General features: G+C 42.1%; 16 protein-coding genes and 2 riboswitches. Of the genes, 8 read left to right on the top strand and 8 right to left on the bottom strand.

Features of this window, described 5'->3' with window-relative positions; genetic code table 11:
- Positions 1–16: 16 nt before the first annotated feature.
- Positions 17–1,507 carry an ammonia-forming nitrite reductase cytochrome c552 subunit gene (nrfA, locus tag A6B41_RS02385; protein WP_027075048.1) on the bottom strand — a complete coding sequence of 497 codons (1,491 nt, stop codon included), beginning with the start codon at positions 1,505–1,507 and terminating at the stop codon, positions 17–19.
- A 343-nt stretch (positions 1,508–1,850) separates the two neighbouring features.
- Between nrfA and ilvG the strand changes: the two genes are divergently transcribed.
- The 6 genes from ilvG (at position 1,851) to A6B41_RS02355 (ending at position 8,521) form a co-directional block, all read left to right on the top strand.
- Positions 1,851–3,503, top strand: coding sequence for an acetolactate synthase 2 catalytic subunit (gene ilvG, locus A6B41_RS02380; RefSeq protein ID WP_027075047.1), 1,653 nt, complete (start codon positions 1,851–1,853; stop codon positions 3,501–3,503).
- 9 nt (positions 3,504–3,512) lie between these two features.
- Complete coding sequence (gene ilvM / locus A6B41_RS02375; RefSeq protein WP_027075046.1) at positions 3,513–3,731, top strand: acetolactate synthase 2 small subunit; 219 nt, start codon at positions 3,513–3,515, stop codon at positions 3,729–3,731.
- Between the two features lie 213 nt (positions 3,732–3,944).
- Positions 3,945–4,418, top strand: coding sequence for an anaerobic ribonucleoside-triphosphate reductase activating protein (nrdG, locus tag A6B41_RS02370; RefSeq protein ID WP_027075045.1), 474 nt, complete (start codon positions 3,945–3,947; stop codon positions 4,416–4,418).
- The gene (gene nrdD / locus A6B41_RS02365) at positions 4,415–6,196 is read left to right on the top strand and encodes an anaerobic ribonucleoside-triphosphate reductase (RefSeq protein WP_027075044.1); all 1,782 of its coding nucleotides are present in this window, start codon (positions 4,415–4,417) and stop codon (positions 6,194–6,196) included. Before nrdG ends, nrdD begins: the two co-directional genes overlap by 4 nt.
- A gap of 55 nt (positions 6,197–6,251) precedes the next feature.
- Positions 6,252–6,349, top strand: a riboswitch (TPP riboswitch).
- Positions 6,350–6,402: 53 nt separating this feature from the next.
- Complete coding sequence (thiM, locus tag A6B41_RS02360; protein WP_027075043.1) at positions 6,403–7,221, top strand: hydroxyethylthiazole kinase; 819 nt, start codon at positions 6,403–6,405, stop codon at positions 7,219–7,221.
- A complete protein-coding gene (locus A6B41_RS02355; RefSeq protein WP_027075042.1) occupies positions 7,214–8,521 on the top strand; it encodes an MFS transporter in 1,308 nt (435 codons plus the stop codon). Before thiM ends, A6B41_RS02355 begins: the two co-directional genes overlap by 8 nt.
- 85 nt (positions 8,522–8,606) lie before the next feature.
- On the opposite strand, the gene A6B41_RS02350 is transcribed toward A6B41_RS02355, so the two are convergent.
- The 4 genes from A6B41_RS02350 to sppA all read right to left on the bottom strand — a co-directional run bounded on the left by A6B41_RS02350 (position 8,607) and on the right by sppA (position 15,739).
- Positions 8,607–10,826 carry an autotransporter outer membrane beta-barrel domain-containing protein gene (locus A6B41_RS02350; protein ID WP_237052487.1) on the bottom strand — a complete coding sequence of 740 codons (2,220 nt, stop codon included), beginning with the start codon at positions 10,824–10,826 and terminating at the stop codon, positions 8,607–8,609.
- A gap of 81 nt (positions 10,827–10,907) precedes the next feature.
- Positions 10,908–12,080: a putative hydroxymethylpyrimidine transporter CytX gene (gene cytX, locus A6B41_RS02345; protein WP_027075040.1), complete on the bottom strand. Its 1,173-nt coding sequence runs from the start codon at positions 12,078–12,080 to the stop codon at positions 10,908–10,910.
- A complete protein-coding gene (gene thiE / locus A6B41_RS02340) occupies positions 12,073–13,611 on the bottom strand; it encodes a thiamine phosphate synthase (RefSeq protein ID WP_027075039.1) in 1,539 nt (512 codons plus the stop codon). Before thiE ends, cytX begins: the two co-directional genes overlap by 8 nt.
- A gap of 107 nt (positions 13,612–13,718) precedes the next feature.
- Positions 13,719–13,815, bottom strand: a riboswitch (TPP riboswitch).
- A gap of 67 nt (positions 13,816–13,882) precedes the next feature.
- Positions 13,883–15,739, bottom strand: a complete 1,857-nt coding sequence (sppA, locus tag A6B41_RS02335; RefSeq protein ID WP_027075038.1) for a signal peptide peptidase SppA — start codon at positions 15,737–15,739, stop codon at positions 13,883–13,885.
- Between the two features lie 119 nt (positions 15,740–15,858).
- On the opposite strand from sppA, the gene A6B41_RS02330 reads away from it, so the two are divergent.
- Entirely contained in the window at positions 15,859–16,422 is a 564-nt protein-coding gene (locus A6B41_RS02330) for a nitroreductase family protein (protein WP_027075037.1), read from the top strand.
- Between the two features lies 1 nt (position 16,423).
- A complete protein-coding gene (locus tag A6B41_RS02325; protein WP_027075036.1) occupies positions 16,424–17,245 on the top strand; it encodes an SDR family NAD(P)-dependent oxidoreductase in 822 nt (273 codons plus the stop codon).
- A gap of 44 nt (positions 17,246–17,289) precedes the next feature.
- On the opposite strand, the gene A6B41_RS02320 is transcribed toward A6B41_RS02325, so the two are convergent.
- The 3 genes from A6B41_RS02320 to A6B41_RS02310 form a co-directional block, all read right to left on the bottom strand.
- Positions 17,290–19,614 (bottom strand): Tex family protein, encoded by a 2,325-nt coding sequence (locus A6B41_RS02320; protein ID WP_027075035.1) that lies wholly within the window; start codon positions 19,612–19,614, stop codon positions 17,290–17,292.
- Entirely contained in the window at positions 19,611–20,168 is a 558-nt protein-coding gene (gene pilW, locus A6B41_RS02315; RefSeq protein WP_027075034.1) for a type IV pilus biogenesis/stability protein PilW, read from the bottom strand. The genes A6B41_RS02320 and pilW overlap by 4 nt, the downstream gene beginning before the upstream one ends.
- A gap of 605 nt (positions 20,169–20,773) precedes the next feature.
- Positions 20,774–21,550: a MerR family transcriptional regulator gene (locus A6B41_RS02310; RefSeq protein ID WP_032847625.1), complete on the bottom strand. Its 777-nt coding sequence runs from the start codon at positions 21,548–21,550 to the stop codon at positions 20,774–20,776.
- Positions 21,551–21,556: the final 6 nt, after the last annotated feature.

The following is a 21,556-nucleotide window of genomic DNA, read 5'->3' as shown; positions in this document are numbered from 1 at the left end:
TCCACCTCAAGCTACATTATTTTGCTTCTGCTTTTGGTGCTGCTGTTTCTTCTGCCGGTAATAAGCCCTTAGCACGAGCTTCTTTTTCCCATTGAGGAACTACAGTTTTTAAGAACTCCTCTTTCGCAGCTTTATCTTTTGGAATATCTAAACCAATTGCCACTTGTGCTTTCTCTTTGGTTGAAATATCCGGAATGGCTACAGGAGTTGTTACGCCATGTTTCGCTAATACTACACCTAATTGAGAGCGAGCATCTGCGGCACGGTCAATACCTGTTGCGATAGTACGTAACATAACATCCGGTGCATGGAAGTGGTTACCATGACCTGCGGCTGAGTAATCCCAACGCCATTGAGAATGACGGATTGCAGTTAAGATATCTTTCATCTCTTCTGCTGTTGCACCTGCATCCCATGCGGCTTTCGCTTCGAAGTGAGCTTTCACTAATTGATCTTCCAAACGAATCATCGCTTCTTTTACTTCGTGTTTGTACTCTTTAACACGTTTTTCTAAGGTTTCTTTACTTTGTTCATGACAAGTTTTACAAGTCGCTTCAAAGTTATCGAATGGATTACCGATTTTATGCTCAGTATAAACTTTGCCATCTTTATCTTTCACTTTAGGCATATGACAATCAATACAAGTTACACCGTTTTTACCATGCGTACCTTGTGCCCAAACCTCAAAATCCGGGTGTTGCGTTTTCAACATTGGCGCTTTAGATAAGGCGTGAGTCCAGTCGGTAAAATTGATTTCATCATAATATTTTTCGATGCTATCAACATCTACCCCGTTTTTCCAAGGGAAGGTAACGTCTTTTTTATCTTTAAAGTAATATTCAACGTGGCAGTTTGCACATACCGCCGGACGTTTACCGTGTTTATCGAGGTCTTCAAATTTCCAGCCGATAGTATTTAAAGCACGTAATACATGCGGACGAGCTACTCGTAAGGCAGCTTTACCTTGCTTAAATTCCTCTGATGCAGTGTCATGGCAGTCTGCACAACCGATTGGATTAACGACTTCCGAACCATATTTCGCCCATTTTGGATCAAAATAGCCACGCTCGCCTTTTTCTTCGATTAAACGTGCTACATCAGGGCTTTTACAAGTCCAACACGCCATCGGCTGAGGGCCATCATCTTCACCTTTTGGAGCACCTGTACGTAAAATCTCACGCACATCGGTAATTGCATAATAATGCCCACGAGGCTTATTATAATCTTTAGCAAATGCATAACCTGCCCATAAAATCACATAACGAGGGTCAGCTTCTAACGCACTACCTCTATCGGTTGAACTAGAAGTTGCCTTCCAAGAGTTATATTGTAATGGGTATTTTTCTGCAAAAAGGTGATTTGCAGATTCAACCGTTACGCCTAATTTTTCGTGTTTCATCGCTTTATCTGTTAGCGATTCTGTTTTTGCTTCTTCAGCTAAAGCAGTTTGAAAACACCCCAATATTGAAATTGTCGCCACGGCTAGGCTTTTTGCTAAAAATTTCATTTTGGTTCTCCCACGCAGGTAAAAAAATCATTAGATAAAAGTAAGAATATTTCCTATCAAATTAATAAGATAATCCTAATAATTCACTAGTGAGAATATGAAATTTAAGTCAAACCGACTATCTGAAAATGAAGATTTATTGAATTAAATCAAGAAAATTCCGCAAAATACCTCTTAAGTGTTAACCCCTTCTCTTAGCTAAATAAAAACGACTTTTATTTAGCTAAGCTATGCGAAAAATCCGGCTTAATTTCACCGAAAATAAAGTTTAAAAAACTGAGAATTTATGGTATCTATATCATCTTCTTTTAAAATAATAAAAACCTTAAGAGGCACAACATCAATGAATGGTGCAAGATTAATTACCGAGAGCCTAAAAGCTCACGGTGTCATAACTCTCTTTGGCTATCCAGGGGGCGCGATTATGCCTACCTACGACGCCATCTACGACTCGGGTTTAGATCACCTTCTCTGCCGTAACGAACAAGGCGCAGCAATGGCAGCTATTGGCTATGCACGCTCAACAGGAAAAGTAGGCGTTTGTATTGCCACCTCAGGCCCCGGTGCGACTAACTTAATTACCGGATTGGGTGATGCTGCATTAGACTCCATCCCTATTGTTGCAATCACAGGGCAAGTGGCAAGCCATTTAATCGGCACAGATGCTTTCCAAGAAGCAGATGTATTAGGTTTATCACTCGGCTGTACTAAACACAGTTTTATCGTTCAAAATATTGAGGAATTGCCTGAAATTTTAGCTCTCGCATTCCAAATTGCCCAAAGTGGCAGACCCGGTCCGGTATTAGTTGATGTACCTCGTGATGTACAATTAGCTGCTACCTCCGCGGAGCCGATTGTTTATCCAAAAGAAAAACCCGCTTTACAAAATCCGGAGAACTTACTTGCTGCCAAAAAATTATTAACGGAGGCAAAACGTCCTGTGCTTTATGTCGGTGGCGGTGTGGGCATGGCTGATGGCGTGCAAGCGGTCAGAAATTTCGTAAAAATTGCAAATATTCCATCTGTATCCACCCTAAAAGCTTTAGGCACTATTGATCCTACCGATCCGCTTTATATGGGTATGATCGGCATGCACGGCACTAAAGCCGCAAACTATGCGGTACAAGAATGTGATTTGCTAATCGCTTGTGGTGCAAGGTTCGATGACCGCGTAACAGGCAAATTAGACTCTTTTGCCCCACACGCTAAAGTGATCCATATTGATATTGACAATGCTGAGATCAATAAACTACGTAAAGTTCAAGTAGCTTTACAAGGCGATCTGATCGAAGCGGTAAACTATTTGGCTCAACCGCTTTCTATTGATGCTTGGCGTGAAGATATCCGCAATTTAAAACAGCAATTTGATTTCCAATATCAAGAGAATTCAGGCGAAGGTGATATTAATGCCGTGGCATTATTAAACACGCTTTCCGAGCGTAAAGCGAAAAACAGCGTGGTCACTACCGATGTCGGTCAGCACCAAATGTGGTCGGCACAGCATTTAACTTATCATGATCCGAAAAACTACATTACCTCAGCCGGATTTGGCTCAATGGGTTTTGGTTTACCTGCTGCTATCGGAGCGATTAAAGCTCGCCCTAACGATCAAGTGATTGTAATCACTGGTGACGGCTCCATTATGATGAATATTCAGGAATTGGGTACACTTAAACGCGGTAATCTGCCGGTGAAAATTTTACTGCTTGATAACCAACGTTTGGGCATGGTTCGCCAATGGCAATCACTGTTCTTTCACGGTCGCCACAGCCAAACGATTTTAGACGATAATCCTGATTTTGTAATGCTGGCAAAAGCCTTCGATATTGAGGGTGAACGTATTGAAAAAGCAAATGAAGTCTCGGATGCTATCAATCGCTTTCTCAATGCCAAAGGAGCCTATTTACTGCATGTTTGCATTCCACAAGAAGATAATGTTTGGCCGCTTGTGCCACCGGGTGCCTGCAATGCTGATATGTTGGACGATGATGTATAGGAGAGTAACATGGAAGAGTACCAATTAACTATTACCGCAAATAAACGTCCCGAAACCTTAGAAAGGATTTTAAGGGTTATCCGGCACCGAGGCTTTGAAGTAAAAAATTTAAATGTAGAATCAACAGATTCTATTTTTAACCTAAATTTTACATTAGCGAGTAAACGCCAACTCTCACTTTTAACTCATCAATTAGAAAAAGTTTTTGATATTATAGAGATCAATTAGCCAAACTTTTCATAAACCGTGTAGCAAAATACACGGTTTTTTTATTTCCAAAATTTACAATTCTCTATCTTTTTGATTTTATTCACTTCTTCAAATTGCAACTGATTTTTTTCTTTTTTTGCTCTTTATTTTAAAGTTCAACAGATCTAATATACTACATATAGTGTTAAACAATGTTAAAAAACACAACATATTGTGTTAATACCAATAGATATGGAAAACCTTAGATTCAACTCAGAGCAAATTGTTTGGCAAGAAGTGCCGAATGAAACCTCGCTTGCTTTTCTAATTACAGGCTGCCCGCTTGGCTGCAAAGGCTGTCATAGTGCTGATAGCTGGAAAGCCTGTAACGGGACAGTGCTGACACCGGAATACCTATCTCATCGCTTAACACGTTATCAGGGTTTAATTAGTTGCGTTCTCTTTATGGGGGGAGAATGGAAAGCAGAAAAATTAACACCACTCCTAAAGCTTGCCAAACAGCAAGGGCTAAAAACTTGTCTTTATACAGGATTGGAAAAAGATCAGCTTCCCGAATGTTTATTAGCCGAATTAACCTATTTAAAGACAGGTCGTTGGATTGCTGAACGTGGCGGATTAGAAAGCTTAACGACTAATCAACGCTTTATAGATTTACGCAGCAACCAAAACCTCAATCATCTATTTATAAAAGGAGACTTAATATGATTCGCTTACAACAAGAACAATTAAACGGAAAATTAGCTTTTATTGACCATTACATCCAAGCACAAAATGCAGCTGACGGTTCAAAAATGGATGCCAATGCGAATGTGACACAAAAAAATATTGCGACAATGGAAAATGAATTGATGAAAGATTTTTTTGTACAGATCAATCGTGCAAAAGTCAGTCAGAAAATTGAAACATTATTTGATAAGGCTACCGCACAAGAATACATACGCCAGATTGAGGCACATGAAATTTACGTTCACGATGAAACCAGCCTAAAACCTTACTGCGTATCTATCACTATGTATCCATTTTTACATGACGGATTAAGCAAATTAGGCGGCGAATCTAAAGCACCGAAACATTTAGCTTCTTTCTGTGGCTCTTTTATTAACTTTGTCTTTGCCGTCAGTGCTCAGTTTGCAGGTGCGGTTGCAACCGTTGAGTTTCTCACTTATTTTGACTATTTTGCTCGTAAAGATTTTGGTGATAACTACTTAAAAACTCACAGCCGAGAAATTGAAAATCACCTACAACAAGTAGTTTACAGTATCAACCAACCTGCTGCAGCCCGAGGTTATCAAAGTGTATTTTGGAATATCTCGCTCTATGACAAATTCTATTTTGAGGCAATGTTTGGCAATTTTGTTTTTCCTGATTTTGAAAAACCGAACTGGGAAACGACCGCCAAATTACAGCTATTCTTTATGAAATGGTTCAATAAAGAACGCAGCAAAGCTATTTTGACCTTCCCTGTTGTTACCGCAGCCATGCTAACCGCAAACGGAAAATGCAAAGATGATGAATTTGCCAACCAAATGGCACAAGAACTCTCACAAGGAAACTCATTTTTTATTTATCAATCAGATAATCCGGATTCCCTTGCCTCTTGCTGCCGCCTACGCAATGAAATCAGCGATCACACCTTCTCTTACTCACTAGGGGCTGGCGGTGTGGCAACAGGTTCTATTAATGTGATTACGATTAACATGAACCGTTTAGTGCAAGATAAACGTGATTTAGTCACAGAAGTCAGCAAGATCCACAAATATCAATACGCTTATCGCAAATTAATGGAAGAGTATTTAGCCAACAGCATGCTCCCTGTTTACGATGCCGGCTTTATTTCACTTGATAAACAATTTCTGACGATTGGCATTAATGGCATGGCAGAAGCAGCAGAATCCCAAGGCTTAACGGTTGGTTACAACCCAGATTATATTGAGTTTGTGCAATCCCGCCTAAAAACGATTTTCCAAGCCAACCAAGCCGCCAGTGAAAAATATGGCGTCAAATTCAACACCGAATTTGTGCCGGCAGAAAACCTTGGGGTAAAAAATGCCAAATGGGATAAAGCAGATGGCTATTTCGTACCGCGTGATTGCTACAATTCCTACTTCTATGTAGTCGAAGATGAAAGCACCAATGCATTAGATAAATTTCTACTACACGGCAAAGAATTAGTGGAGTGGTTAGACGGTGGCTCAGCTCTCCATCTCAATCTTGATGAGGCTTTAAACGTCGGTAGCTACCGCTTACTGTTAGATACTGCAGCTAAAACAGGCTGTAACTATTTCTGCATTAACGTCAAAATCACCATTTGCAATGAATGTAACCATATCGACAAACGCACTTTGCACACTTGCAGCCAATGTGGCTCACACAATATTGATTATGGCACAAGGGTAATCGGCTATTTAAAACGGGTTTCCGCCTTTAGCTCTGCCCGCCAAAAAGAGCACAGCTTGCGGTTTTATCATAAAGAAGCAGCTTAAGACGCTGCGGTTGTAATCTGCTTTACAACCGCTTTTTTAGCGATTATATTAAAACCTCATTTAGTCGGGGTGCTTGCTTTAAAGCCAAGCTGAGAAATACCCGTTGAACCTGATGCAGTTAGCACTGACGTAGGAAACTAAAGGCGTAAAACCATTCTATTCCCGTTCGTGTTGGCTCGTATTTTTTCACACAATGAGGAATAACGATGACCACTCCCCTTTCATATCAAACGCAATATTTGCAAAAAATTCGGCAAATTAACCCGCTTGTACACAACATTACCAACATTGTTGCCGCTAATTTTTCTGCTAACGGCTTACTTGCCCTCGGAGCTTCGCCGATTATGGCCGCTGCCATTGAGGAAATGGAAAGCGTGCCGCAACTGAGCTCTGCGGTAGTCATTAATATCGGCACTTTAATCGGCAAAGAAGTGGATGCGATGTTACTGGCAGGCAAAACCGCTAACCGTTTAGGGATTCCTGTCGTGTTAGATCCTGTGGGTGTAGGGGCCACGCCATTTCGCCTCCAAACGGTAGAAAAACTGTTAAGCGAAATTCAATTTACCGCCATTCGCGGCAATGCCGGTGAACTTGCCACCCTAGCCAATGTGGATTGGCACGCGAAAGGGGTTGATGCCGGTGAAGGTAGCCATAGCTTGCAAGAAATCGCCCAAACTGTAGCAGCACAATATAAAACCATCGCCGCTATTAGCGGAGAAACCGATGTGATAAGCAATGGCTCACACACTGCATTACTGCAAAACGGTACAGCGATGTTCCCGAAAACGACTGCCTCCGGCTGTTTACTCAGTGCTATTTGCGGGGCTTTTCTTGCCGTTGCAGATAAAGAAAAGGAATTTGCAGCCCTCGTTGAAGCCTTCACCGTCTATGCGGTTGCCGGCGAGCTTGCTGCCCAAACTCTCCGCCCAACTCAGCACGGACAATTTGCCGTGAATTTATTGGATCAGCTTGGCGAAATCACGCCTGAAACCGTTGAAAAGTTAGCAAAGGTGGCGTATGTCTAAATCTTCCCCGCTTAAAGTCGCCGTTGCCTCCATGGTTGGCACCGCCGTTGAATACTTTGATAATTACATCTACACCATGGCTGCCGTACTGGTATTTAATGTGCAATTTTTCAATAGTGACGATCCGGTTTCTAACCAATTAATGTCTTTGTCGGTTCTGGCTCTTGCCTTTTTCACCCGCCCGATGGGATCGATTATTTTCGGTCACTTTGGCGACAAATACGGACGTAAACAAACGCTGATTGCCTCGCTTTTATTGATGGGGCTTTCCACTGTGGCAATCGGCTTATTACCGAACTATGCCGCTATCGGCATTTGGGCAACATTACTGCTCTGCTTATGCCGAATCGGACAAGGATTAGGCTTAGGCGGTGAATGGGGCGGAGCCGCCTTAGTTGCTACCGAACACGCCCCGAAACACAAGCGGGCATTTTTTGGGATTTTTCCGCAAATGGGGGCACCAATCGGCTTATTGCTGGCAAACGGGGCTTTCTATTTGGTGAACCTCATTTATGGAGAACAAGCCTTTCTCGACTGGGCATGGCGAACTCCATTTATCGCTTCCCTTGTGATGATTTTTATCGGCTTATACATTCGCCTCAAAATCAGCGAAAGCCCGATTTTCTTAAAAGCAGAGAAACAAGGCAAAAACCGCCACACACCGCTTAAAGTGCTGTTTAGCCGCCACTTAAAACCTTTTACGATTGGCGTGTTAATTGCCACCGCTGGCTATGTGCTGTTTTATATTTTGGTTGCCTTTACTCCGATTTTTGTGAAAAGCCCGGTAGCGGTTTCTCAAGCGGGCTACGCCACAGGTTTAGGCTTACCGGCAAATCTCTACACCCAATATTTGCTGATTACCTCGGTGATTTTCGGCATTGCGATTTTCTTTTCCGGCCTTTATTCCGATAAAATCGGCCGCCGTTTATTACTGCTGATAGCCACAGGAGCCACAGCGATTTACGGCTTAACGATGCCATTTTTCTTAGAAAACGGCACGCCAACCTCAATATTTATCTTTTTGGCGATTGGCATGATATTAATCGGCTTAAGCTACGGCCCGATGGCAGTGATTTTGCCCGAACTGTTCCCAACGGAAGTCCGCTACACAGGGGCTTCACTCGCCTATACTATCGCCGGCATTTTAGGGGCAAGCGTATTCACCATTATTGCGGTAAAAATTAACGAAAACTTTGGACTATTTGGCGTGGGTGGATATTTATCGGTCGCCTCATTACTGAGCTTCTGGGCATTATGGCAGGTTCACGAAACCAAAGATTTGGAATTGACAGAAATCTAGCAAAACCGCAATAAAACAAGCGGTCCAATTTGCATTTCTTTTTACAAATTGGACTGCTTACCTATCTAACTTTGCTGATTAACAATTACCACTGATAACGATAGTTAGCCAAAATCGAAATTGGTTGTTTTAACTGTTTACCATGCGTAGTGGAAGCCTCTAAACCTACGCGATGGCTGCCATTACCTGCGGTGAAACCAATTGAGGTTTGGAACCGTCCATGATTTTCCGGCACATCAAAGCGGTATTGATTCACACGCACTTTAGCATTATTGGCTTTTTCTGCAATCGCATTGAACTCAGCGTAAGGTTGTAAATTCCAGCCACTAGCTAAGGCAAAACCTTTGGCAATACGCATACCGGCACGAGCGGTGAACAGACTTAAACGGCTTTCATCCGCTTTGCCGTTGATGGTGTGATAAGCCAACTGAGCTTGTGGCGTAACCGTCCAATCATTCGATAACGCAATGCGTCTACCCACCTCACTTGATAAGCTAAAAGCATTGTATTTACGTTTTTCATTTGATGCCTGTGCGGTTAAACGTTCGTACTTGCCGACATTATCCACATACCAGCCGTCTGCATTTGCAAAAGTGGCGTAAAATCCGACCGCTTGCGAACGTAATTTACCCTTGCCATATTCGCCGTTGAAATCCACATCTGCACGACTCGTACCAACAAATCCGCCTAAACGGAGGTTATCACTCACCGCACGATCTGCCCCGATTTGTAGGCTGTGGGAATCCATCTCAAAGCCCGAAGAACGGCTATCCGCTGCAACATTTTGAGCTTTCACTTCTGTACGGCTATTAATATTTTTCACCCAAACATTGCTTGATTTATCTGTTTTTAACTCGCCTAAACGTTGGTGAATACCTTGTAAGTTTTGGCCCACTAACACACTTTGAGCTTGGCGAAGTGAAGAAAGAGCGTTAGATTTTTCGCTTAATGCGAGTAATGCAGGAGCGACAGGAACACCAGGTTGTGTCGGCTGAACAACCGGCTGACTTGGCACTGTAGGCGTGGTTGGCTGAACAACAGGCTGAGTTGGTACTGTAGGCGAAGTCGGTTGAACCACAGGCTGAGTAGGAATTGTAGGTTGGCTAGTTGTTACTCTCTCAGACTGACGGTTTGCCAGTACCCAATTTGTTCCTTCTTTATTCAAGCGGTAGCGATAAGCACCGGCATCAACATAATCTCGATCTTTTAAGCTAAATGTTGCTTGCCCTTGCTGAGTTTCCACTAAAGTGACTTTGCCATTTGCTGCGTCTGGTTCATTGCCGCTGTCTTTAATACCTAAGGTGAAATTACCGCTGTCTTCGCCTTTTACCACGATTTTGTCGGATTTTTGGTTGGCGAGATCGGTATTAAGGTCAAAGTGGCCGTTGCCGGAAAGGTTGCCATAAATAGTAAAGGTCTGAAGTCCGAGATTATTCTCTAGTGTGATTTGACTTTCATCTAATTTAAGATTAGTCACGCCATTATGAGCCACAACATTCGTATCTAAATCTCTAGCAGTAGGTAAAACCCAAGATGATGAAGTTAAACTCACATCAGTTTTCGATTTATCCGCATCGCTATCAAAAGAGAGCATTGAACCGAAAAATTGAGCATTATTTGCTGAAAGAGTCGTTTTCTCAGTAGCAACTACTCCATCTGTTTTATATAACTCAGTTAACCCCCCTGTAGACAGAATAATTGGGGCTTTCAAAACAGAGTTTTCCACCTTAATATTCCAGTTTGAATATTCATTTATTGGGCGACTTGTTGACCACCAAGATCCAAAAATGGAATCTTCGGAAGAGATATTGGAATTTTTCAATGTAATAGAAGTTAATGAATCTTCATTTTCTGTTGCATAAAGAGCTATCGTACTCGCCTCGCCTGTTGATACTAAAGTAACATTGTCTAATATCAGACTGGAGATCCCTGTTTTTCCATCACGAATTCGTATAGTTTCCGATGATATATCCTTATCATCAGTATTATTTCGAGTAAGGCGACTATTTGTGATTTCTACATTAGAATCTTCGATAGCAATAACATCGGCACCATGCTTACCGGAAAATGTTAGTGTCGAATTATTAATATGAAAAGTAGAATTAGAAATATTAAGCAACGATGACTGATTGAAAAGAGATCTGTTTTCAGTAGCATCAATATTAAGATTACAACTATCTAAATTGCCATTCTGCTGATTTTCTACTGACATCGGTACTTTGCATTCAACTGCATAGCCTTGTGAAGCAGCCCCTAATAAAGCAATCGAAATCGCAGAAAGTTTAAAAAAATGATGTTGTGTCATAAATTTTCTCCAATACAAAACAAGCGGTTCAATTCTAGCAAAATTTTGCAAATTTTCACTCCAATTGAACCGCTTATTTTTCTATTTTGTGACTTTTCTCACAATAACCGTTGTTACAAAAATCACTAACATCACAGGAATGGTTAAGCCAAGGGGTAAATGCACATTACTATAAGATAAACCGTGATAAAGCATAAAACCGATAAACCAAAGCCCGAAAGCCAGCCAATCCATATTTTGTTGGGACTCAGTGCGTTTTAACACGAAAAAGTCGGCAATTTGCACCGCAATCATTGGCGCGAATACAGAGCCGATTAGCAGTAAAAAGTTTTCATATTGGGTTACCGGCAAGCTTAAGGCTAACACCGTACCAAGCAAGGTAACAGCAATAGCTGTCGGGGTTTCTTTTAATTTAGTGCTGATATTACTTGCACTCACTCCTGCGGAATAAGCATCTAAGAAAGTCGTGGTAACAGTAGATAAAATCATCACAATAATACCAACCAAGCTCATACCTGTTAGCAGGAGCATCGGGGCAATTTCACTTTGCCCGGTGAACAGCACCATACCAAGCCCCAACGCATACATCCATGCACTGGTAATTAAATAACCGACACTTGCCGAAAGCGTTGCCGCAAGCGGTTTTTTCGCTTTAGAGGTGTAGTCAGACACCAGCGGCAGCCAAGAAAGCGGCATAATAGTGGCAAGCTCCACTGCGGTGCTAAACGGCATATCGCCCGATGTGGCGGGTTGATTCTGTCCATTGAGCACTTTTAGGCTTAACCATAAAGTCAGCACAAACATCGCAATCAGCGTGAATAATTTTAATTTTCCCACCTGATTAGAGCCGCTAAAAAGCCAAAGAATAATCAATACGCCAAGCACACACGCCCAAAGGCTAAAAGCAGATAGATCCCACAAGGCAAGGCTTAGGGCATTACTAATTTCTGCCCCTGTGTAAATCATAATCGCGGTCCAGCCCACTAGTTGCAACACATTCGCAAGCGAGAAAAAGACCGAGCCTTTACCAAAAGAAATCTGCACCGTTTGCATGGCGTTTTTGCCGGTTTTCGCCCCGATAAAACCGGCAGCAAAAAATAAAATGCCGCCGAGCAAATGCCCGAGAATAATCGCCAGTAAACCTTGTTGCCAGCCAAGTGGTGCAATCCACGTGCCGACTACAATCGCACTGGCGCTAATGCCCGCTCCCGCCCAAATCAAGCCGCTGTTGAGCGAACTTAAACTTCTACTCATCGTTGCCTCCTTTTTTGCCGCCATTTGCAAATTTTTCTAAAATTTTAACCGCTTGTTGCCAATCTTGAGCCTGAGTAATTGCACTAACTACCGCCGCACTGCCTACGCCACATTGCATCACCGCCTCAATATTGGTTTGGTTAATGCCGCCAATGGCAATGGTTGGAATGTGCAGTGGTGAAACCAAATCCGCATAGTTCGCCAAATTGATTAAACCCTGCGGTTGGGACGGCATGTCTTTGGTTTGCGTTGGGAAAACGTGGCCAAAAGCGATATAAGAAGGTTTCACCGCTAAGGCTCGCATAATTTCAAAATAACCATGGGTAGAAACACCTAACCTCAAGCCGGCTTGCTGAATTGCATGTAAATCTGCGGTAGCTAAATCTTCCTGGCCTAAATGCACGCCGTAGGCTTGATATTTCACCGCCAACTGCCAGTAATCATTGATGAATAAACGCACATTATGCTGCTTGGCAAGTGCGACACTTTGGGCGATTTCGTTTTCAATCTCTGCAAGCGGTCGATTTTTCATACGAATTTGCAAGGTTTTCACGCCGGCTGAAATTAAACGCTCAATCCACTCAAAACTTTCTACCACAGGGTAAAGCCCAAGTTGATAATCGGTTGGAGCGAAAGCCTTTTGTGACACATCAAGCGGTGCCGACACCAATTCCGTTTGAGGGAAAAAGGCAATATCGGTCGGATAGCCTGTGTGGCAAAGGGAACTTAATGCAGTCTGTCCTCTCCCTTCGGTTTCCGACAAACCTTTTTGTAGATAGGCGGTGGCAACGGTAACCGCATCCGGCAAATCAAAGCCTTTTGCCAACATGGCACCAATGGCGGAGGCAAAGGTGCAACCGGTGCCGTGGGTGTTCACGCTTTCTAAACGAGGGTGGGAAAAGCAGTAGCTCTCTTGTGGCGTGAGTAAATAATCGTCTACCATTTCACCTTGCCACTCAAAATGGCCGCCTTTGGCTAATACAGCCTTGATGCCTTGAGCAAATAATTTTTCAGCAGCGGTTTTGACATCCTCAAAAGTAGCAATTTCTGTTTCGCTCAGTAAGGCTAATTCGGTGCCATTTGGGGTGATTAAATCCACTAAGGGATAGAGTTTTTCCTGCACAACAGGCAACACAATACTGTCTGATAGAGCTTGTCCGCTACTTGCCACCGCCACCGGATCGTAAACCACGTGGCAATATTCTTGGCTTTCGGAGCGGATTTTTTGGATATATTCGCATAAAATTTCCACTTGGTTTTGGGAACAAAGCAAACCAATTTTAATCGCATTCGGGTAGCCTTGAATAAGCAAAGCCTCAAACTGCTGGCGGAAAGTGTAATCATCAACAGGCGTGACGCAAAGCACGCCATGCGGGTGTTGAGCAGTAACAGAAGTCACCACCGAGCAGCCAACTACATTGAAATCGTGAAACGTATGGAGATCGGTTTGTAAGCCTGCTCCGGCACAAGAATCCGAGCCGGCAACCGTCCAAATGACTTTAGGTGAATGATGTGAGTGAGAAATAGACATCGCAAAAGCCTCATTTTAGAGTTAAGGGTTTGCTTGTCAGAGATGTGGTAATCGGTAACAAAAGATTGATTGAAAACCTTAGTTGATAAGGCAGCAATCAATCTCTGAATTTGGTAAAACTTGTTCCCTACGCAGGTACTAACCTACAGGTTCCACGGATCTCGCATTTGCGATCTCAGCCTTACGGCACTCCGACAAGAGTTTTTAGTATATATCAACAAGCGATCTTTTTTTGCAAAATTTTTGCAATTTTTAACCGCTTGTCAGACCTCTAATCTATTTTCCCACAATTTAAACAGTAGAGATACATCTGTTTTGGATCATTAAATCGTGAGAGTATATCAACTTGTTGGGCTGATTTTTTAATCCATGGTAAATCAAGCCAGCTCACTAATTTCACCTGTAACTGAGTTTTAAAATCGCGGGCTAGAGTGCCTAACAGACTGTTATCTTCTTCAACAAACCATTGTAAATCCAATTGCTCGATTTCAGGCTGATTTTCCGTCTGACGTTTTTGATTAATTAAAGTAGATAGCGTCGAATAGGCGGTATTAAAATCACCTAACTCATCCACTAATCCATGTTTTAAGGCCTCATTACCAGACCAAACTTGGCCTTGAGCGACTTTATCTACGGCTTCTTTTGACATTTTTCTGCCACGGGCAACCAATTCCAAAAAGCGTTCATATCCGTTTTCAATGCCAATTTGTAACACTTCTCCCTGCTCTTTTGGTAAGGTTTTTAACCCAACTTTCTGAGCTAAAGCAGAAGTCGCAATGCCATCTTCAGTTACACCAAATTTTTTCGCTGTTTTCTCAAAAGTGACCGCTAAACCGAAAATACCGATAGAACCGGTGAGCGTGTTTGGGCTGGCAATAATTTTATCGCTGGTCGCGGCAATCCAATATCCTCCCGAAGCTGCAATGTCACCCATTGAAGCTACGACAGGTTTACCCGCTTTTTGAAATTCTTCGACTTCTTGGCGGATAATTTCCGATGCCATTGCGCTACCACCTGGGCTGTTAATACGCAACAACAAGCCTTGAACATTGCTATCCTCTCGGGCTTTTTGTAGTAATTTCACCACAGTTTCACTTCCTACGCTGGAGTCATCACTCTCGCCATCCATAATCTCGCCTTCCACATTTATTACCGCAATTTTAGGTTTATTTATATTATTAAAGCGGTCATTTAGCTCATAAAGATAATCGCTAAATTCAACGTGGTTGTAGCTGTTTTCTGGGTTTTTACCAAACCGGGAAATTAACATACTTTGGCTTTCTTGGTTAGACACCAATTTCGTTACCCACTTTTGCTTAAGAGCAAACTCAGCGTCGTTACCTTTGGCTTGCTTATATTTTTCAATATAAACCTCTGGGGTTAAGTCAATTTCTTGGGGAGTAATATTGCGGTTTTCTGCAATGGTTGTTACCGCTTTATGCCAAGTATCTTTCAGCCAACCTTCAGCATTTTGTTTAGCCTCAGGAGACATATCATCTCGGATAAAGGGTTCAACTGCAGATTTATAAGTGCCGACACGGAAAATATGTGGCTCAGCCTCAATTTTGTCGAGCAAAGCTTTAAAGTAAGTATTGGAATAGCTTAAGCCTTGTAGCTCAACGGCACCAGCTTTGTTAAGGTAAATTTCATCAGCAAAAGAAGCTAAATAATATTGCTTTTGCGAATATTGCTCGCCTACTGCAATTACCGGCTTACCGGATGTTTTAAAATGCTTAATTTCATTGCCAACAAAATCCAAAGAGGAAAAATCCGCATTTTGCAACGCACTTAAATCCAGCACTAATCCGGTAATTTTAGGGTCATCTTTAGCTTGCCTAATGGCTTGCACTACATCAAAAGTAGAAATTTTAAGCGACTTGCTATCACCTAATTCAGATTGTATCAAGCGATAAAAATCGGCAAATTGTTCACGATTATCCGCTAAATATCCCTCTAAATTTAGACGTAATGCCCCTTGAGTAAAAATAGGCTTTGTCGATTGTGTACCCTCTGAAATAAAGGCAAAAATCGGTATAAGCATTAAGATAAAAAGCACAAAAAAGAGGTTGATAACACACTCTCTAATGCATCGGAAAATGCGATAAAAAATATTAAAAACTTTAAACATAAGCTTGTCTCCTAATAAAATTATATAAAATAATTCGGGACATAGTATAAAGCAATCGCGCAATGAGTAAAATATGATATGCTTTTACTACTCTTAACTCTGAATCTATAGGTATTTCTATGCAAACATTAGATTTATTACAGCGTCGCCGTTCCAATAAAAAATTCGGTGATAAAGCCCCAAATGCAGAACAACTTGAACAAATTTTAAAAGCAGGCTTGCGTGTGCCTGACCACGGTCGCTTAAAGCCTTATCATTTCGTGGTCATTGAAAAAAGCGGAATGCCAAAACTTTGCGAACATTTCAAAGCTGCTGTGGCTGAATTCAATCTGAGCGAAGAGCATTTAGCAAAAGCAGAAAAATTAGCCTCCCGAGCGCCAATGATTATCGGTGTGGTAGCAAAATTAGACCATAACATTGCCAAAGTGCCGGCGTGGGAGCAGATGCTCTCTGCCGGCTGTGCGACTTACGCCATTCAACTTGCCGCCAATGCGTTAGGTTTTGATACAGTTTGGATCACAAACAAATGGGTAAACGGCTCTTCGCTTCGTACCGCTTTTGACTGCCAAGAGGGCGATAAAATCATTGCACTACTGATGATTGGCTCACCGATTGAGGGCGAAAACATCAACTTAGCCGCAGAAAGCGAAAACTTAGACGGTTTTGTCAGCTACATTAAATAATATGAAGACGATTTTAATCACAGGCTGCTCATCGGGTATCGGTTATGCAACCGCAGTACATTTAAAACAAGCCGGCTGGCGAGTGATTGCCAGTTGCCGTAAACCTGAAGATGTGGCTCATTTGCAAGCAGAAGGCTTGGAATGTATTGAACTGGATGTAACCAACTCCGCTCAAATCCAACAAGCCTTTGATTACATTCGTGCAAGCGGTCAATTAGATGCGATTTTTTGCAATGCCGGTTACGGCCAACCCGGCTGTGTGGAAGACGTGCCACGTGCAGCGTTGCGTGAAATTTTTGAAACCAATGTATTTGGCACTTGGGAAGTGATTAATGAAGCGATGAAAATTTTCCGTGCCCAGAACCACGGCAGAATTTTAATCAATAGCAGTATTTTAGGCTTTGCAGCGATGCATTATCGTGGAGCTTATAACGCCACCAAATTCGCGTTGGAAGGCTTAGCAGACACACTTCGCTGCGAACTACACGGCTCAAATATTTATGTTTCGCTGATTCAACCCGGCCCGATTCAAAGTAACTTCCGCCCAAACTCGGTGGCAAAATTAGAACAATATATTGATTTGGAAAATTCCTATCATAAAGAGCTGAACCAAACACAATACCAACGCTTAACCACAAAAGGCAATGCTAACCTGTTTACCTTACCAGCCTCAGCTTGTGCCAAAGCTTGTTTAAAAGCGTTGAATGATAAAAAGCCCAAAGCACGCTATCAAGTAACCTTTCCGACTAAACTGTTTTGGTGGTTAAGACGAATTCTGCCAACAGTAGCTTTTGATTATATGAATCGGAAATTTGGTGGATAATTAATAAAAAATAAGGATGCACATAGCACATCCTTATTTTTTGATTACTTCTTCCACCCTTTCAACGCATCAGCAAAGGCATTATTGCCAAATGAGTTGCGGTTATCGTTACGCAAGCGGTCATTTTTTTGCGGATTTTTGCGAATTTCTTGCGAATTTTGACCGCTTGTTGACTCTTTTTTATCGGCTGGTTTATCATCTAAACGCATTGTTAGGGCAATACGCTTACGAGCCGCATCCACTTCCAACACTTTGACTTTCACCACATCACCGGCTTTCACTACTGTGTGCGGATCTTCCACAAAAGAATTAGAAAGCATTGAAATGTGGACTAAGCCGTCTTGGTGAACGCCAATATCCACAAATGCCCCAAAGTTTGCAACGTTTGTAACCGTTCCTTCTAAGATCATACCCACTTTTAAGTCGGTAATTTCTTCTACACCATCCATAAACACTGCCGTTTTAAACTCGCCTCGTGGGTCTCGTCCCGGTTTTTCCAGTTCCTTGAAAATATCGTTTACGGTTGGTAAACCAAATTGTTCGTCTACAAAATCTTTGGCATTCAGTGAATGAATTTTTGTGGCATTGCCCATTAAATCTGCCAAGGTCGAAGTCGTAGCTTGCAAGATTTTTTCAACAATTGGGTAAGCTTCCGGGTGAACGCTCGAGGCATCTAAGGCATTTTTACCGCCTAAAATTCGCATAAAGCCGGCACATTGTTCAAAAGCTTTTGGGCCTAAACGTGGGACTTTTTTCAGATCGGAACGGCTATCAAAACGCCCGTTTTCATCACGGAAAGCAACAATATTTTGTGCCAAAGTTTTGGTCATGCCTGCCACACGGGCCAGTAAAGCCGCAGAGGCAGTATTTAAATCTACGCCAACCGCATTTACACAATCTTCCACTACTGCATCTAATTTACGAGCCAGTTGAGATTGGTTTACATCGTGCTGATACTGCCCCACGCCAATCGCTTTCGGTTCAATTTTCACTAATTCTGCCAGTGGGTCTTGCAAACGGCGGGCAATGGATACCGCACCACGAAGTGACACATCTAAATTCGGGAACTCATTTGCCGCAAATTCAGAAGCAGAATAAACCGAAGCGCCGGCCTCACTCACGACCACTGTTTGCGGTTTGTTCTCTTTGATCTCTTTAATCACTTCTTTGGCAAAACGCTCGGTTTCACGTGAGGCGGTGCCGTTACCAATCGCAATCAACTCCACATTATGCTTTTTAATCAGCGTGAAAATCGCCACTTGAGCCTCTGATTCTCGCCCTGTATGTGGATAAATGGTCGCAGTATCGAGTAATTTTCCGGTGTTATCCACCACCGCCACTTTTACGCCGGTACGCAAGCCCGGGTCTAACCCCATCGTGTTTCTTGCACCGGCAGGAGCAGCCATTAACAATGCCGATAAGTTACGAGCAAAAACACCAATCGCCTCTTCTTCTGCCTTTTCACGTAAACTACCCATTAATTCGGTTTCTAAATGCAGAGCTGCTTTGATTTTCCACGTCCAAGCAATCACTTGCTCACGCCATTTATCTGCCGGTTGATTGTTGAGTATCACCCCTAAATGGCTGCGAATAATCTCCTCACAATGACTGATTTTACTGCCTTCTTCCGTTTCCGGATCAGCATTAAGAGAAAGGGATAAAATGCCCTCATTCCGCCCGCGGAACATTGCCAAAGCACGGTGAGAAGGCACGGTTTTAAAAGGCTCACTGTGAGCAAAATAATCACGGAATTTTTCGCCTTCTTCCTCTTTGCCCTCAATAACGTTAGATTCAAGCGTGGCGTAAGCGGTCAAATATTGGCGAAGTTTTGCAAGTAATTCTGCATCCTCACTAAAACGTTCCATTAAAATATATCTTGCCCCGTCTAAAGCGGCTTTGGTGTCTGCAACGCCTTTTTCGGCGTTGATAAACTGCTCAGCAAGTAATTCAGGCTCTTGGTTTGGATTATTCCATAAGCTATCTGCCAACGGCTCAAGCCCTGCCTCAATCGCAATTTGCCCGCGAGTACGGCGTTTAGGTTTGTAAGGCAAATAGAGATCTTCCAACTCGGTTTTGCTTTCGCAATTTAGAATTTTTGCTTTCAGCTCATCGGTTAATTTACCTTGTTCCTCAATGGATTTCAGAATGGTCTGGCGACGGTCGTCCATTTCACGCAAATAGATTAAACGTGTTTCAAAATGGCGAAGTTGGGTATCGTCCAAACCACCTGTGACCTCTTTACGATAGCGGGCGATAAAAGGAATAGTGTTACCTTCATCTAATAAGGTGATTGCTGCTAAAATTTGGTGAGTGCCGACATTTAATTCGCCGGCGATAATTTGGCTGATTTGTTGATTTAAGTCAGTCATTTCGTTTCCTTCAATAAATTCGCTCGAAGTTTGTCTAATTTCTCAAGCTCTATAAGTGTTTGTACCACTTTCTGTGGATTCGGCTCTTTTTTTGCACACAGAATAATATTTGCTAAGCTGTCTGCTTGGTGGTAATAAGGTTTGGGGCTTTGTATCGCTTTTTCAAATTGTTGATAAGCCTGTTGAAATTGACCTTGCTTACATAAAAAGGTGCCGTAATTATTCAGCACATCAGGGCGATTTTCGCTTAAATTTAAGGCCTGCTGATAGGCTTTTTCCGCATTCTCTACATCGCCTGTTTGTTGGTAATAGTAGGCAAGCACGGAGTAAGGTAGGTAATCTTGGCTGTCGTGAGCGAGGGCTTTATCAATATTCTGCTTCGCTTTCGGGAAATCATTTTGCTCCAAATAAGCTAGAGCAAGATTAATGCGGGCTTTCACTGCTTCCGAGCGGCTAAATTTAGGCTCTGGGGAAGAGTCTTGGCTAGAAGAACAAGCTGCTAGTAACACAATAGCAACACAAGCGGTCATTTTTCTAAAAAATTTTACAAACATAGCGTTCCCCTATCATCAAAAGGCTAAATTCTACTGTTCAATATCCGCTAAGACTAGTGATTTTTGCAAGCTAAGGGAAATTTTTAATGCTGATTTTTCGATGTATATCACAAAAATACTGAGTAATAACTTAATTTTACCAGACCTCATACATCAATTCGTAAATATAGACTTTTCAGCAGCCACCCAAATATGACTTTGATTACTTTTTAAGCTAACTATAAACCTACTTCAGCCTTTATGATACATAAGTTCTGAAACCATTTTATTAATTATAGCTTGGCTATATCTACGTTGGCACAAGTTCGATTTCAGTGTACTAAATTTCAAAGTAAATCGTTATACTCTACCGCTTACCTTACTTTTGATAGTTGGTACAGGGTTAGTTGCCGATATCTATCAGGGATTAGCAGGAACTCTGACCGTCACTACATTAGGGCTATCGTTCTGGCTATTCCGTTATAAAATTCCGGGTCTAGTGCCCTTTTTTCTAGCCCATATGGCATTTGATATTTTCGGATTAAGTTTGCTAGGGTTATTATTTTAGAGCAAAACTAAGACGTATAATATATAAGGAATAAAGGCTACTTGTCCTAACAAATAAATTATTCCGCAACCAGCTCTATCCAGCATTCATGATAATCGCACAGACCACATTCAGGATGGCGAGCTACAGCCAGGAATTGGAAAATAACATATTGTGGACGATAGCCCATCTTGCGGGCAAGATCAAATAGCTCGTTGCTGTTTTCCTTTCTATTTTCTCGTTCAAAACGTAATAAACCGTTGAGATAAGTCATTGGTTGTGTATCAGCAGGACGTAGAATTTTACCGCAACCGTTTTCCCACCACATTCCCGCCATCCAGTAGCCGGCATCATCTGCATGCAATAAATCAGCTGCTTGCATTGGAATAAGATACTTTCTAACATCATCCATATCCTGCAAATCTACCTTATAAATAGCAGGCATTTGTCGGTAAACTATTGTAGGCTTCTTTTGTTCTAATGTTTGCAATCGCCGTAACGCCTGTTCTTTCAGATTAATTTTAGATAAAATCTGCTGTAATTTGATAATCTTGTTTTTTTGCGCTATACGGTTTTCATCTAATAATGCTAATAGCTCATCTGCTGTCATTTGCGGAGTCTGTTTAATTTTACAGATCGGCACATCCATTTCACGATAATCCAAGACATCAAGCAAATCCAAAATAGTGAATAATGATACCTGACGATAAGCATTTTGCTGGTCGCGATCAAATGCGACTAAGCCTTCTTTATCCCAATAGCGTAGAGTGGATGCCGGTATTCCCAATATTTTGGAAACCTCCTGCAAACTTAACCCACCTTCTAACCACCGACTTTCTTCTGTTTTTCTTTTCATTATTTA

Source organism: Mannheimia granulomatis (genome assembly GCF_013377255.1).
GTDB classification, from domain to species: domain Bacteria; phylum Pseudomonadota; class Gammaproteobacteria; order Enterobacterales; family Pasteurellaceae; genus Mannheimia; species Mannheimia granulomatis.
Note: the sequence above shows the minus strand (reverse complement) of the source record. Positions and strands in the feature narration are given on the sequence as shown.

Coding starts and splice junctions, on each gene's coding strand:
- cytX (WP_027075040.1), bottom strand. CDS start 12,080: ATGAGTAGAAGTTTAAGTTCGCTCAACAGCGGCTTGATTTGGGCGGGA.
- A6B41_RS02350 (WP_237052487.1), bottom strand. CDS start 10,826: ATGACACAACATCATTTTTTTAAACTTTCTGCGATTTCGATTGCTTTA.
- A6B41_RS02320 (WP_027075035.1), bottom strand. CDS start 19,614: ATGACTGACTTAAATCAACAAATCAGCCAAATTATCGCCGGCGAATTA.
- thiE (WP_027075039.1), bottom strand. CDS start 13,611: ATGTCTATTTCTCACTCACATCATTCACCTAAAGTCATTTGGACGGTT.
- A6B41_RS02325 (WP_027075036.1), top strand. CDS start 16,424: ATGAAGACGATTTTAATCACAGGCTGCTCATCGGGTATCGGTTATGCA.
- thiM (WP_027075043.1), top strand. CDS start 6,403: ATGACCACTCCCCTTTCATATCAAACGCAATATTTGCAAAAAATTCGG.
- ilvM (WP_027075046.1), top strand. CDS start 3,513: ATGGAAGAGTACCAATTAACTATTACCGCAAATAAACGTCCCGAAACC.
- nrdD (WP_027075044.1), top strand. CDS start 4,415: ATGATTCGCTTACAACAAGAACAATTAAACGGAAAATTAGCTTTTATT.
- A6B41_RS02355 (WP_027075042.1), top strand. CDS start 7,214: ATGTCTAAATCTTCCCCGCTTAAAGTCGCCGTTGCCTCCATGGTTGGC.
- pilW (WP_027075034.1), bottom strand. CDS start 20,168: ATGTTTGTAAAATTTTTTAGAAAAATGACCGCTTGTGTTGCTATTGTG.
- nrfA (WP_027075048.1), bottom strand. CDS start 1,507: ATGAAATTTTTAGCAAAAAGCCTAGCCGTGGCGACAATTTCAATATTG.
- nrdG (WP_027075045.1), top strand. CDS start 3,945: ATGGAAAACCTTAGATTCAACTCAGAGCAAATTGTTTGGCAAGAAGTG.
- sppA (WP_027075038.1), bottom strand. CDS start 15,739: ATGTTTAAAGTTTTTAATATTTTTTATCGCATTTTCCGATGCATTAGA.
- ilvG (WP_027075047.1), top strand. CDS start 1,851: ATGAATGGTGCAAGATTAATTACCGAGAGCCTAAAAGCTCACGGTGTC.
- A6B41_RS02310 (WP_032847625.1), bottom strand. CDS start 21,550: ATGAAAAGAAAAACAGAAGAAAGTCGGTGGTTAGAAGGTGGGTTAAGT.
- A6B41_RS02330 (WP_027075037.1), top strand. CDS start 15,859: ATGCAAACATTAGATTTATTACAGCGTCGCCGTTCCAATAAAAAATTC.